This is a genomic window from Thiomonas sp. X19 (genome assembly GCF_900089495.1).
Taxonomy (GTDB): Bacteria; Pseudomonadota; Gammaproteobacteria; order Burkholderiales; family Burkholderiaceae_C; genus Thiomonas_A.
The window spans coordinates 3554054-3566235 of record NZ_LT605203.1 but is presented as its reverse complement, the minus strand read 5'-3'; the positions used below and the strand labels follow the sequence as shown (position 1 = coordinate 3566235).

General features: G+C 66.6%; 12 protein-coding genes. 1 reads left to right on the top strand and 11 read right to left on the bottom strand.

Annotated elements, in window-relative coordinates:
- Positions 1-15: 15 nt before the first annotated feature.
- A complete protein-coding gene (gene acs, locus THIX_RS17200; RefSeq protein ID WP_112487211.1) occupies positions 16-1998 on the top strand; it encodes an acetate--CoA ligase in 1983 nt (660 codons plus the stop codon).
- A 90-nt stretch (positions 1999-2088) separates the two neighbouring features.
- Here the strand turns inward: acs and THIX_RS17195 are convergent, their stop codons facing one another.
- The 11 genes from THIX_RS17195 to THIX_RS17145 form a co-directional block, all read right to left on the bottom strand.
- A complete protein-coding gene (locus tag THIX_RS17195; protein ID WP_112487164.1) occupies positions 2089-2553 on the bottom strand; it encodes a CBS domain-containing protein in 465 nt (154 codons plus the stop codon).
- Between the two features lie 101 nt (positions 2554-2654).
- On the bottom strand, positions 2655-3320 hold the full coding sequence (locus THIX_RS17190) for a dienelactone hydrolase family protein (protein WP_112487163.1): 666 nt from the start codon (positions 3318-3320) through the stop codon (positions 2655-2657).
- 21 nt (positions 3321-3341) lie between these two features.
- Positions 3342-4661 carry an erythromycin esterase family protein gene (locus THIX_RS17185; protein ID WP_112487162.1) on the bottom strand — a complete coding sequence of 440 codons (1320 nt, stop codon included), beginning with the start codon at positions 4659-4661 and terminating at the stop codon, positions 3342-3344.
- On the bottom strand, positions 4658-5311 hold the full coding sequence (locus THIX_RS17180) for a phosphoribosyltransferase (protein WP_112487161.1): 654 nt from the start codon (positions 5309-5311) through the stop codon (positions 4658-4660). The genes THIX_RS17185 and THIX_RS17180 overlap by 4 nt, the downstream gene beginning before the upstream one ends.
- Positions 5312-5439: 128 nt before the next feature.
- On the bottom strand, positions 5440-6042 hold the full coding sequence (locus THIX_RS17175; protein ID WP_112487160.1) for a YcbK family protein: 603 nt from the start codon (positions 6040-6042) through the stop codon (positions 5440-5442).
- Positions 6043-6056: 14 nt separating this feature from the next.
- Complete coding sequence (locus tag THIX_RS17170) at positions 6057-7100, bottom strand: L,D-transpeptidase family protein (protein WP_199195325.1); 1044 nt, start codon at positions 7098-7100, stop codon at positions 6057-6059.
- A complete protein-coding gene (locus tag THIX_RS17165; protein WP_112487159.1) occupies positions 7100-7999 on the bottom strand; it encodes a polysaccharide deacetylase family protein in 900 nt (299 codons plus the stop codon). The genes THIX_RS17170 and THIX_RS17165 overlap by 1 nt, the downstream gene beginning before the upstream one ends.
- A 31-nt stretch (positions 8000-8030) precedes the next feature.
- On the bottom strand, positions 8031-9086 hold the full coding sequence (locus tag THIX_RS17160; protein ID WP_112487158.1) for a bifunctional UDP-4-keto-pentose/UDP-xylose synthase: 1056 nt from the start codon (positions 9084-9086) through the stop codon (positions 8031-8033).
- The gene (locus tag THIX_RS17155; RefSeq protein WP_112487157.1) at positions 9083-10012 is read right to left on the bottom strand and encodes a formyltransferase; all 930 of its coding nucleotides are present in this window, start codon (positions 10010-10012) and stop codon (positions 9083-9085) included. The genes THIX_RS17160 and THIX_RS17155 overlap by 4 nt, the downstream gene beginning before the upstream one ends.
- A 7-nt stretch (positions 10013-10019) precedes the next feature.
- Positions 10020-11045: a glycosyltransferase gene (locus tag THIX_RS17150; RefSeq protein WP_112487156.1), complete on the bottom strand. Its 1026-nt coding sequence runs from the start codon at positions 11043-11045 to the stop codon at positions 10020-10022.
- Positions 11042-12178 carry a DegT/DnrJ/EryC1/StrS aminotransferase family protein gene (locus tag THIX_RS17145; protein ID WP_112487155.1) on the bottom strand — a complete coding sequence of 379 codons (1137 nt, stop codon included), beginning with the start codon at positions 12176-12178 and terminating at the stop codon, positions 11042-11044. The genes THIX_RS17150 and THIX_RS17145 overlap by 4 nt, the downstream gene beginning before the upstream one ends.
- Positions 12179-12182: the final 4 nt, after the last annotated feature.

Below are 12182 nucleotides of genomic sequence, written 5' to 3'. Positions count from 1 at the left end.
AATCTGGAGACAACCATGACCGAGCAACTTGTACCCGAGCATCACGAGCTGAAGACCTACTACCCCTCGTCGGAGGCGGTCAAGCGTGCGCGCATCTCCGGCATGGAGGCGTACCGCAAGCTGGTGGCCGAGGCGGAGGGCGATTTCGAAGGGTTCTGGGCACGGCTGGCACGCGAGCACCTCGCTTGGCACAAGCCGTTCACGCAAACCCTGGACGCCAGCGGCGCGCCGTTCTACAAATGGTTTGCCGACGGCAAGCTCAACGTGTCGTACAACTGCCTGGACCGGCACGTCGAATCCGGCAAGGGCGACAAGACCGCCATCGTGTTCGAGGCCGACGACGGCGTCGTCACCCGCGTGAGCTACGCCGAGTTGCTGGAGCGCACCTCCCGGCTCGCCAATGCCTTGAAGGGGCTGGGCGTGAACAAGGGCGACCGCGTCGTCATCTACATGCCCATGTCGGTGGAGGGCGTGGCCGCCATGCAGGCCTGTGCCCGTATCGGGGCGACGCATTCGGTGGTGTTCGGCGGCTTTTCCGCGCAATCCTTGCGCGACCGCATCCAGGACGCCGGCGCGGTGCTGGTGATCACGGCCGACGAGCAGCGCCGCGGCGGCAAGGCCTTGCCGCTGAAGGCCATCGTCGACGAGGCGCTGGGTCTGGGCGGCTGCGACACCGTGCGCAACGTGGTGGTGTACCGCCGCACCGGCGGCAACGTCGCCTTCCACGCGCCGCGCGACTTGTGGCTGCACGAACTGGTGGCCGGCCAGAGCGCCGCATGCGCGCCCGAATGGGTCGAGGCCGAGCATCCGCTGTTTCTGCTCTACACCTCGGGCTCGACCGGCAAGCCCAAGGGCGTGCAGCATTCCACCGCGGGTTATTTGCTCTGGGCGCAGCTCACCATGCTGTGGACCTTCGACATCCAGCCCGACGATCTGTTCTGGTGCACCGCCGACATCGGCTGGGTCACAGGCCACACCTATATCGCTTATGGCCCGCTGGCCTGCGGCGCCACGGAGGTGGTGTTCGAGGGCGTCCCCACGTTCCCCGATGCCGGCCGGTTCTGGAAAATGATCCAGGACCACAAGGTGAATGTGTTCTACACCGCGCCGACCGCGATCCGCTCGCTGATCAAGGCCGCCGAGACCAACGCCGCCGTGCATCCGCGCAACTACAAGCTCGATTCGCTGCGCATTCTCGGCACCGTGGGCGAGCCCATCAACCCCGCCGCCTGGGAGTGGTATTACGAGCACATCGGCGGCGGCCGCTGCCCCGTCGTCGACACCTGGTGGCAGACCGAGACTGGCGGCCACATGCTGACCCCGCTGCCCGGCGCCACGCCGATGGTGCCGGGTTCCTGCACCTTGCCGCTGCCGGGCATCTTCGCCGAGGTGGTGGACGAAGCCGGGCACGACCTGCCCTGGGGTACAGGGGGCATCCTGGTCATCAAGAAGCCCTGGCCGGCGATGATCCGCACCATCTACGGCGACCCCGAGCGGTTCAAGAAAAGCTACTACCCGGAGGAGTTGCACGGCTATTACCTGGCCGGTGACGGTGCCATCCGCGACCCGCACACCGGCTACTTCACCATCACCGGGCGCATCGACGACGTGCTCAACGTGTCGGGCCACCGCATGGGCACGATGGAAATCGAGTCGGCCCTGGTGTCGCACCCGATCGTGGCCGAAGCCGCGGTGGTGGGCCGGCCGGATGATCTCACCGGCGAGGCGGTCTGCGCCTTCGTCGTGCTCAAGCGCCCGGTGCCGACCGGCGAAGAGGCGCTGCAGATCGCCCAAGAGTTGCGCAACCACGTCGGCAAGGAAATCGGCGCGATCGCCAAGCCCAGGGACATCCGCTTCGGCGACAACCTGCCCAAGACGCGCTCGGGCAAGATCATGCGCCGCCTGTTGCGCACCCTGGCCAAGGGCGAAGCCATCACCCAGGACACCTCGACGCTGGAGAACCCGGCGATTCTGGAGCAGCTGGGGCGCAACCATTGAGCGCAAACCGGATCATGGCTACGCCATGATCCGGTTCAACCGTGAAGGGCAGGTCGCGGCGCGGCCGGAATCGACACCAGTTCGGCCTTCTCAGGGGTGCAGGGGCGATTGCACGCTTCCGGTTCGTTCCCGCTGCTGCTCGCTGCGCACGATGCTGGCGAGTTGCGACAGGTCGTGGCTCATGGCCTGGATCACATCATCCAGGGACAGCATGCCGACCACCCCGCCTTCGTGATCGGTCACGGCGAGCCTGCGTATGCCGTGGCTGAACATGGTCTGCATCGCATCGCTGACGTCGGCGGATTCAGGGGTGCTCATCACGCCGTCCGTCATCACGTCGCCAACCGTCGTGGTGACCGGGCTTGCGCCTTTGGCGAGCGCCTTGACCACCATGTCCCGGTCGGTGACGATCCCGGCGATGTGATGGTTCACCGCGCCATCCGTGACGACCAGAGCTCCGATATGCTGGTCACGCATCTGGATGGCGGCTTCCTGCAGATTGCACGATCGCGGGATGTGCACCGTGCCGCGCGTGTAAATGTCCTTGACCCTCATGCTGTGCTCCTGACATCGATATGGGCAATGTCGGGCTGTCCGTCCGTCTGGAAAGGCAACCCGGCGGATGGCTTCCCGGTCGGGAAGCTCTAGCGTGTGCCTCAGCTGTTCGTCGCCGAGAGGTGCGTTGCAAACCAGGCGGCGGCCAGCCTGGAGACTTGTTCCAATTTGCCCGGCTCCTCGAAGAGATGGGTCGCGTTCGGGACGATGGCGGTGCGGTGCGCGCAGGTGAGTTGGCGCGCCGCCAGTGCATTCAGGGCGATGACCTCAGGATCCCAGCCGCCGACGATGAGCAGTGTGGGGGCCTGCACCTTGCCGAGCGCATCGCCGGCCAGATCGGGACGCCCGCCGCGGGAGACGATTGCGTCCACACGCTGCGGGCGCTCGGCCGCGGTGATCAGGGCCGCCGCCGCCCCGGTACTGGCGCCGAACAGGCCGATGTGCAGCGCGCGGGTCGCCGCCTCCTGGCCCAGCCAGTCGACCGTATCGGTCAGGCGCCGCGCAAGCAGCGCAATGTCGAAGCGATGCTCGGCCGTCATCCTGTCGCGCGCGTTTTCCTCGGCGCTGAGCAGATCGAACAACAGGGTGGCCAGACCTGCCGCCTGGAGCGCCTCGGCGACATCCCGGTTGCGCCGGCTGAACCGGCTGCTGCCGCTGCCGTGGGCGAAGACGACGATGCCGCGTGCTCCGCCGACAAGCGTGAGGATGCCATCCAGCACGACGTCGTGCGTGGGGATCTGGACATCGATCGTGGCGGGTCGCTGCATGATGTTGGCTCTGCATGCGGCCTAGACGCCCGGCAGCACGGCCTCGGGCCGGTGCCAGTGATGCGGCGCATCCAGCGGTTCGAGCGCGGCGGTTTCGTCCAGATGGAACACGGCGTCGAACTGCCGCGCCAGCGCGGCATCGAAATAATGGCTCGCGCGTTCCGTCTGCGGCACGTAGATCACGCCGATGGCGCGCTCCAGCATGGGCTCACGCAGGGGTTCGGCCGCAGCGTCGGTCAAGGGCAGGAAGAACCGATCCAGCCCCGTGCTGTGGAACAGGTGCTCGTAGCTGCCGCGCAGCGCCGGCCTCACCCACTTGTGCTCGACATCGCCGTCCCACTGCGAAGCCGCGGAGACGTGGCCTGTATAGGTTGTGAAACCCACCAGCAGGGCCTGGTCGCCCACATCCTGCCGGATCAACTGGCCGAGGTTCCATTCGCCCCGCGCATGCGACTCGGTGGCGCGCGCGTCGCCGAGGTGCGAGTTGTGAGCCCAGACCACCACCCGTCCCGTGCCGCCCCGCCGGACCCGGTAATCGGCCAGTGCGAGCAGGGTGTCGCGCATATGGGCGTCGCGCAGGTTCCAGGTGTTGACGCGCCGGCCGAACATGGCGCGGTAGTAGGCCTCGGCATGCACCACCACCGTGGCGTTGCGCTCGGCAAAGAAATGCGCATCCAACGCCGCGAGACCATTGCGCTCGATATGAGCCTGCGCATCGGCACGCAACTGCAGCAATTGCGCAATGACGCCTTCGCGGGCGTCGGGGCGCTGGCCGAAGGCGGCCTGGTAGCCGTAGACCTGGGGCTCGCGCACATGGTCGAGCGCCGCATAGCGCTTGCGGCCGAGTTCCGCCTGCTCCGGGTCGATCCGGTCGAGATAGCGGATCACCGCATCGGCCGAACGGTAGAGGCTGTAGAGGTCGAGGCCATAAAATCCCACGCGCTCCGCCTGGGGTTTGGCGGCGTTGTGCGCGCGCAGCCAGCCGACGAAATCGAGGACTTCCCGGTTGCGCCACATCCAGGCGGGAAAACGTTCGAAATCGTCCAGCGCGGCGGTGGCGTCGTCGTGGCCTTCGCCATGCACGTAATGGTTGACGCGCCAGGCATCCGGCCAATCGCCTTCAATGGCCACGGCATCGAACCCTTGTTCCGCAATGAGCCTGCGGGTGATGTCGGCGCGCATGCGGTAAAAATCCTGCGTCCCGTGGGTGGCCTCGCCGAGCAGCACGAAGCGCCGACCCGCGGCCATCGCCAGCAGCGCGTCGTCATCGGTGGCGTTGCCGGCGAGCCGCTGGGCAAGATGCCGCACGGCGAGAAAGGGGGTCAGCGCCGGGTGCGTCATGCTGCTTCCCCGCGCGACCGTGCCAGCAGTCTGCGCACTTCCGCGTCGCTGGTCTGGTCGAAGGTCTCGTAGAACTGGCCGACGGCATAGAACGGATGCGGGCTGAGCACGCAGACGAAATCGTCGGTGATGTCCTCCAGGCGCTGCTTTGCGCCGGGCGGAGCGACCGGCACGGCGACCACGATGCGGGCCGGATGCCGGGAACGCAGCGCCATGACGGCCGCGCGCATGGAGGCGCCCGTGGCGATGCCATCGTCGACGACGATGACGGTGCGGCCTTCGACGCTGGCTGTCGGGCGCGTCCCACGGTAGAGCGTTTCGCGGCGTTGCAGTTCGCGGCGCTCATCGGCGAGCACGGCTTCGATGTCATGCCGGGAGACCGCGGCCATGTCGACGACCTCGGGATTGAGGTACAAGGCTCCGCCCGATGCGATGGCCCCCATGGCGAGTTCCGGATGCCCCGGCAAGCCGAGCTTGCGCGCGATGAGCACATCAAGCTCGGCGCCGAGGGATTTGGCCACCTCGTATCCCACCGGAACGCCGCCGCGCGGCACCGCCAGGACAAGCACATCATGACGGCCTGCATAGACTTGCAGGGACCGGGCCAGCCTGCGCCCTGCGGCGAAACGGTCCTGGAAGCGATCATCCATGACGCGACCTCACACTGACAAGTGCTGTCAGGTTAGGCGGGTTCGCGTGGCGCGCGGTTGATCGGGATCAAGCTGCCGAATGGTGGAGCCGGGAAGTCCCGCGCCGAAGTCCTCGGGCGCCGTCGTGCTCAGACACCCTGCCAGCGACGCACCCGGCCGATATCGACATGGACGAAATCCGAGCGGGGATACAAGCCGACGCCGCCGGACTGCAACGAGAGCGCGACCCTGTGCAACTGCGTCAGGTCATGCCCAGGCGCACGGATGTCCGCGGCCATGCCGTCCATGTGCAGGCTGTGCTTGGCCACACCCGAACTGCGAGCGTGCAGCATGGCGTTCGTGCTCGGCGAACGGTATCCGGAAACGAGCTGGATGGGTTGGGCCGCGCCGAGCCGTTCCGCGATGGCGTGCAGCAGGTCGAGCAGAGACGGAGCGATGGCCTTGGTCTCGTTGTTGCGGAAGTCACGCAGCAGGTGGTCGACCTCGGCGAGCGATTCGGGAAGGTACACACCTTGCGCCCAATAGACGGTACGCAGGGTTTCGCCGGTGTGCAGGTTGTAGACGGAGAGTGAGCGCTCCGCGCTGGAGGCGCTTGTCTGGGCGAAGGCCGGTCGGGCGGCGAGGCCGGTTCCCGCAGCCAGAATGCCCGCTGCGGCCGAGAGGAAACGGCGGCGCTCGCGGCTGGCCACTGCGTGTGGGCGAGAGGACGTGTGCAGGCGTGAACGCGACATGATGGCTTCCTTGCTTACGGTGCCGGGGCCTGGACTTCGGCCTGGCGGTCGATCCGCCTCGCCAGCCCCTCCTGCTGCTTGGCGACTTGCCGGGCTTTCTGCCAGTCGATGCGGTCGGTCAGGCCGTTTTGCGCCGCCAGCCTGACCAGTGCGTCCCAGGGGGCGGGCTGCTTGTGGTAGATGTCCGGGTTGGCCTCGAGTTCGATATGCCCATCGGGCAGTTCGGCCAGCAGCAGCGGCGTGTAGATGATCTTGCCTGGGGTGCCGATCTGCATGTTGGCGAACAGTGTATCCACGTCGTCGGGGTGAAGCCGGATGCAGCCATGGCTCTGGAAATGATAGACACTGGGCGGCGCGCTGGTGCCGTGGATGCCGTAGCCGGTCATGCTCAGCCCGATCCAGTACTTGCCCAAAGGATTGTCCGGCCCCGGCGCCACACGGGTCAGTACGGCCTTGCCTTCGCGCCGCATTTCCTCCTGGATCGAAAGCGGGACATCCCAGGTCGGATCCTTGCGCAACGCCACGACCTTGAAATTCCCGGCGGGTGTCGGCCAGCTCGGTTTGCCCAGACCCACGGGGTAGGCACCGGAGAGTTTGCCGTCACGGAAGAAGAACAGCATGCGCTGCGGCAGGTTGATCAGCACGCCGTCGTCCAGTGTTTCGGGGACGATGTGGCGATTGTCGATCTGGATGCGCTGCCCAGGTTGGAGGGCATGCCGGGGTTCGAGCCCATTGAGCCGCGCGATATCGGCGACCGACTCGCCGAAGCGCGCCCCGATCGCGGTCAGCGAGTCGCCCTTGCGGACGACATATTCCGAGCTTCCGCCGACCACCTCGTGCGCCAGGCCGGGCTCGGCATGCGCGGGGGAATGGCTCGCGGCAGCCCATGCCAGAAACGGAGCGAGCAGCAAGCGGGCGGCCTTGCTCGCTGCCCATGCCGGCATGGGCAGGCGGCGGCTCCTTGTGCGGAGGCGGTGGCAAACGGGCTGGCTGCTGGGCACTGCGGGCTCCAAGGGGCGGATCGGCACGTCACGCTTGGCCGAGCCGACCTTGGTCATCAGGTTGGGGAAACCGGCACCGCCAGCATACCGCTGCGTCCGGGCACGGTACCCATGCCCACGCCCTTCAGCGGCAATGCGTCCAGATTCAGCGTCGCGGCGTAGCCGGTCATGCTGCCGAGACGCAGACCCGCATGGCTCCAGTCGGCCAGCAGCGCCTCGAACACCGGTGCGAGCTGGCCGCCTTCGAGTTCGGCATGCAGGGTATAGACATGGTCGCGACCATCGAGCGACAGCTTGAGCAGATGCTCGGCCACGTTCTCGGGCGTGATGCCGTCCACGCCGATGAGCTCGTCCAGCGTCGGCAGGGTGGTCGGCAGCTGCGGCACGCCGAGCGCGCGGCCGCCCACCACCGGGCGGAACGGCGCATCGCCGCGGACGTCCGAGGCAAGGGTGAATCCGAGTTCTTCTTCCAGCGCGTAGGCGGCGTCGTTCATCTGCCAGCCCGCGGCGCCATGCACCTTGGGGGCGCGGCCGAAGATCTCGCCAAAGCGGTCCACGGCCAGCCGCATCTGGCGCCTCGTCCACGTGGGGTCCTTGCCCGCGACATGGTCTTGCCAGAGGATGTGGTCCCAGGTGTGGACGCCGATCTCATGCCCGGCGCGATCGACACTGCGCATGGTTTCGGCCGCCAGGCGGCCGATGTCCGGCCCGGGCAGCAGGGTGCCATAGAGCAGGGTCCTGATGCCGTAGTGGCTGGTGACGGACGTGCGCCGCACCTTGGCCAGGAAGCCGGGCCGGAACACGCGCTTGAGGGCGCGGCCGGTGTGGTCGGGCCCGAGGCTGAAGAGAAAGGTGGCGGATACTTGGCGGCGATCGAGCAGGCGCAGCAAGGTGGGTATGCCTTCGCGCGTGCCGCGCAGGGTATCGACATCGATCTTGAGGGCGAGAAAAGGCATGGCGCGGGCGTCGTGCGGGCTGCGGCGGCGATCAGTTCCCGGCCTCGTCCATCAGCGCGCGGGCCTGGGCGATGTGGCCGCGGTAGGCGTCGAAAATCTTGCGCAGCGCGGTATCCATATCGGCCTTTGGCGCCCAGTTCAGGTCGTGCATGGTGTTGGTGATCTTGGGCACGCGGTTCTGCACGTCCTGGTAGCCCTTGCCGTAATACGCGCCCGAGCTGGTTTCCACCAGCTTCACCTGCTTGGCCGCTTCGGCGTACTCCGGCGTTTCGGCGGCGATACGCAGCATGTGGTCGGCCAACTCGCGGATGGAGTGGTTGTTGGCCGGATTGCCGATGTTGTAGATCTCGCCGCTGGCCACGCCGTCCTTGTTGTCGATGATCTTCATCAGCGCGTCGATGCCGTCGTCGATGTCGGTGAAGGCGCGTTTTTGCTGGCCGCCGTCGACCAGGCTGATGTTCTCGCCGCGCACGATGTGGCCGAGGAATTGCGTCACCACGCGCGAGCTGCCTTCCTTGGCGGAGAAGATGGTGTCCAGCCCCGCGCCAATCCAGTTGAACGGACGGAACAGGGTGTAGTTCAGCCCTTCCTGCTGGCCGTAGCCGGCAATCACCCGGTCCATCAGCTGCTTGGAGCAGGCGTAGATCCAGCGCGGCTTGTTGATCGGGCCGTAGGTGAGGGGCGAGTTCTCGGGGTCGAACTCGGCATCGGCGCTCATGCCGTAGACCTCGGAGGTGGAGGGGAACACCAGATGTTTTTTGTGCTTGACCGCGGCGCGCACGATGGGCAGGTTGGCTTCGAAGTCGAGCTCGAACACGCGCAGCGGCGCTTTCACATAGGTGGCGGGCGTGGCGATGGCCACCAACGGCAGGATGACGTCGCACTTGCGCACGTGGTACTCGATCCACTCCTTGTTGATGGTGATGTCGCCCTCGAAGAACTTGAATCGCGGACTCCCCAGCAGGTCGTCGATGCGGTCGGTGTTCATGTCCATGCCGTACACCTGCCAGTCGGTGGTGGCCAGGATGCGCTTGGACAGGTGGTGGCCGATGAAGCCATTGACGCCGAGAATGAGGATTTTTTTCATGGTTGATGCCCTGCGAGTTCCGAAAGGTGTCGTGCGCTCAAGGGCTGGCCGGGGTGATCTGCCGCCCACAATTCGAGGATGTGAATCACCCCGCCGTCGCTGCCTTTGGCAAGGATCTGCTCCCGTGCGAGATGCAATCCGGCGCTGGCCGAAGCCGGGAGCAGCGCCGCCACTTCAGGGCGTGCCAAGCGCGCGCGGGCGACGATGAGGCGCCGACCGTTCAGGTCAAAAAAAGCACCGGGGTAGGGTGGAGCGACGGCGCGAATGAGGTTGTAGATGGCCTGCGCGGGTTGCCGCCAGTCGATGCGGCCATCTTCCGGCTTGCGCCCGCCGAAGTAGCTGCCTTGCGCCAGATCATTGGCGCGGCGCGGCACTTCGCCCCGCTGCAATCGCGGCAGCACGCCCCATAAAGCGATTTCGGCGGCCACGGTGACTTTGTCGAACACGTCTTTGGCCGTATCGTCCGGCAGGATGGGCACGGCCTGCTGGGCGACGATGTCGCCCGCATCGGGCTTGGCTTCCATGACGTGCAGGGTTGCGCCTGTTTCAGATTCGCCGTGAAGCACCGCCCAGTTCACCGGCACGCGGCCCCGGTATTTGGGCAGCAGCGAGCCGTGCATATTCAGCGCGGCGATGCGCGCCGCAGCCAGCAGTGACGCAGGCAGCATGCGGCGAAAGTAGAAGGAGAAGATGTAGTCCGGCGCCAGTCTCGCGATGCGTTCCAGCAAGGCATCGTCCACGGCCTGATCGACCAGCGCCACCGGGATGCCATGCTCGGCCGCAACCGCAGCCACGCTGTCGAACCAGATGGTCTCGCCGGGGTCGTCCGGGTGCGTGACCACGAGTTCCACCCGCATGCCGCCAGCCAGCAGCGTGCGCAGGCCGCGCGCGCCAACGTTGTGATAAGCGAAAACAACGGCGCGCATGCGGTGTTTAGCGGCTGGAGGCGGCCAGGCTGGGGGCCTTGGCTTCAGCCCCCGCTTCATGCAGGCCATGAGCTGGTTGGACGTCCGCAGTATCGTCCAGCACGGCCTGCACCACATAGCGCGGCCGGCCGCGCACCTGTTCGTAGATGCGGCCGATGTACTCGCCCAGCAGGCCCATGCTGAACAGCAGCACGCCGAGCAGGCAGAAGGTGATGGCGAACAGCGTGAACACGCCCTGCACCTGCGAGCCGAACAGCAGGCGCTGCAGCATCAGGTAGACGAACAGCGCCCCCGAGGCCAGCGCCAGGGCGATGCCGAGGAAGGACATGATCTGCAGCGGCATGAGCGAGAAGCCGGTGACCAGATCGAAATTCAGCCGGACGAGTTTGAACAGCGAGTACTTCGACTCGCCCGCGGCGCGCTCCTCGTGCGCCACTTCGATTTCGGTCGGGCGCAGCGAGAAGGTGTAGGCCAGCGCGGGCACGAAGGTGTTGACCTCGCTGCAGCGGTTGATGGTGTCGACGACGTCGCGGCCATAGGCGCGCAGCATGCAGCCCTGGTCGGTCATGCGGACATGGGTGATTTTTTCCCGCAGATTGTTCATCGCCAGGCTGGCGTTGCGGCGGAACCAGCTGTCTTGCCGCTGGCGGCGTATGGTGCCGACGTAATCGAAGCCCTCGCGCATCTTGACCACCAGCTTGCCGATTTCCTCGGGCGGGTTCTGCAGGTCGGCGTCCAGCGTCACCACGATATCGCCGCGGCTGTGCTCGAAACCCGCAAGGATGGCCATGTGCTGGCCGTAATTGCCGTTGAACAAAATGGCGCGGGTGACGTCGGGGCGCAGGCGCTGCTGCGCTGCCAGCAGGGCTGCCGAGCGGTCCTTGCTGCCATCGTTGACGAAGATGATTTCATAGCGCTCGCCCAGGGCGTCGAGCGCGGGGTAAAGCCGGGCGAACAGCGCGGCCAGACCGGCTTCCTCGTTGTAGACGGGAACGACGACCGAGACGGCGGGTGGAAGAACGAAGGTGCTCATACGCCGAATTCTCGCAGCACCGCGTCGAGCGCGCCGCAGACGCGACCGATGTCGCCGTCGCGCATGGCGGGAAACAGCGGCAGGGTGAGAATGCCCGCACCCACGCGCTCGGCATGGGGAAAGTCGCCAGGCTTGAAGCCCAGCTTGCGGTAGAGCGTGAACAAGTGGATGGGCGGGTGATGCACGCCGGTGCCGATGCCGCGGTCTTTCAACGCCTGCATCACGGCGGCACGCGAGACACCCGATGGCAGCACGATCTGGAACATATGCCAGTTGCTGTCGGTGAAGTCGCGCACCGGCAGTTGCACGCCACGCTCGGCCAGTTTCATGGCGTCGAGCACCGCGAAATACGCCTTCGCCAACTCGGTGCGGCGGCGATTGAAACCGTCCAGCCGCTGCATCTGCCCCCAGCCCACGCGCGCGGCCACGTCGGTGAGGTTGGCCTTGCCACCCACCACGTCGACGTCCATGCCATCCAGCCCGGTGCGGCGCACGCCTTGCAGGCGCAGGCGCTCGGCCAGTTGCGGGTCGGCATCGGCGGGAAGGACCAGGCAGCCTCCTTCAAGGCTGGTGACGTTCTTGTTGGGGTGGAAGCTGAAAGAGGCGAAGTCGCCGAAGCTGCCGACGCGCCGGCCCCGCCAGGTGCTGCCGATGGCCTGGGCCGCATCTTCCAGCACCCGCAGTTTGTAGCGTGTGGCCAGGGCGCCAATGGCGTCCAGATCGCAGGGCAGGCCGGCCAGATGCACCGGCAGGATGACCTTCGTGCGGGGGGTGATGGCGGCCTCGATGGCGCTGGTGTCGAAGTTGCGCGTGACCGGGTCGATGTCGACGAACACCGGCCGCGCGCCCACCGCCAGCACCACATTGGCCGTGGCCACCCAGGACAGCGGCGTGGTGATGACTTCGTCGCCCGGGCCCACGCCCAGCATGCGCAGCGCCACTTCCATGGTGACCGTGCCGGAGTTGAAGGCGCGCACCGTGCGGCCGCCGAAAAATTCCGACAGCACCTGCTCGAACTTCGCATTCCACGGCCCGGTGGTGAGCCAGCCCGAGCGCAGCACCTCGACCACACCGGCGATGGTGGCCTCGTCGAGGTCGGGGCGGGTGAAAGGCAGGACATCAGCTTCGGTCATGACG

Coding starts and splice junctions, on each gene's coding strand:
- acs (WP_112487211.1), top strand. CDS start 16: ATGACCGAGCAACTTGTACCCGAGCATCACGAGCTGAAGACCTACTAC.
- THIX_RS17195 (WP_112487164.1), bottom strand. CDS start 2,553: ATGAGGGTCAAGGACATTTACACGCGCGGCACGGTGCACATCCCGCGA.
- THIX_RS17190 (WP_112487163.1), bottom strand. CDS start 3,320: ATGCAGCGACCCGCCACGATCGATGTCCAGATCCCCACGCACGACGTC.
- THIX_RS17185 (WP_112487162.1), bottom strand. CDS start 4,661: ATGACGCACCCGGCGCTGACCCCCTTTCTCGCCGTGCGGCATCTTGCC.
- THIX_RS17180 (WP_112487161.1), bottom strand. CDS start 5,311: ATGGATGATCGCTTCCAGGACCGTTTCGCCGCAGGGCGCAGGCTGGCC.
- THIX_RS17175 (WP_112487160.1), bottom strand. CDS start 6,042: ATGTCGCGTTCACGCCTGCACACGTCCTCTCGCCCACACGCAGTGGCC.
- THIX_RS17170 (WP_199195325.1), bottom strand. CDS start 7,100: ATGACCAAGGTCGGCTCGGCCAAGCGTGACGTGCCGATCCGCCCCTTG.
- THIX_RS17165 (WP_112487159.1), bottom strand. CDS start 7,999: ATGCCTTTTCTCGCCCTCAAGATCGATGTCGATACCCTGCGCGGCACG.
- THIX_RS17160 (WP_112487158.1), bottom strand. CDS start 9,086: ATGAAAAAAATCCTCATTCTCGGCGTCAATGGCTTCATCGGCCACCAC.
- THIX_RS17155 (WP_112487157.1), bottom strand. CDS start 10,012: ATGCGCGCCGTTGTTTTCGCTTATCACAACGTTGGCGCGCGCGGCCTG.
- THIX_RS17150 (WP_112487156.1), bottom strand. CDS start 11,045: ATGAGCACCTTCGTTCTTCCACCCGCCGTCTCGGTCGTCGTTCCCGTC.
- THIX_RS17145 (WP_112487155.1), bottom strand. CDS start 12,178: ATGACCGAAGCTGATGTCCTGCCTTTCACCCGCCCCGACCTCGACGAG.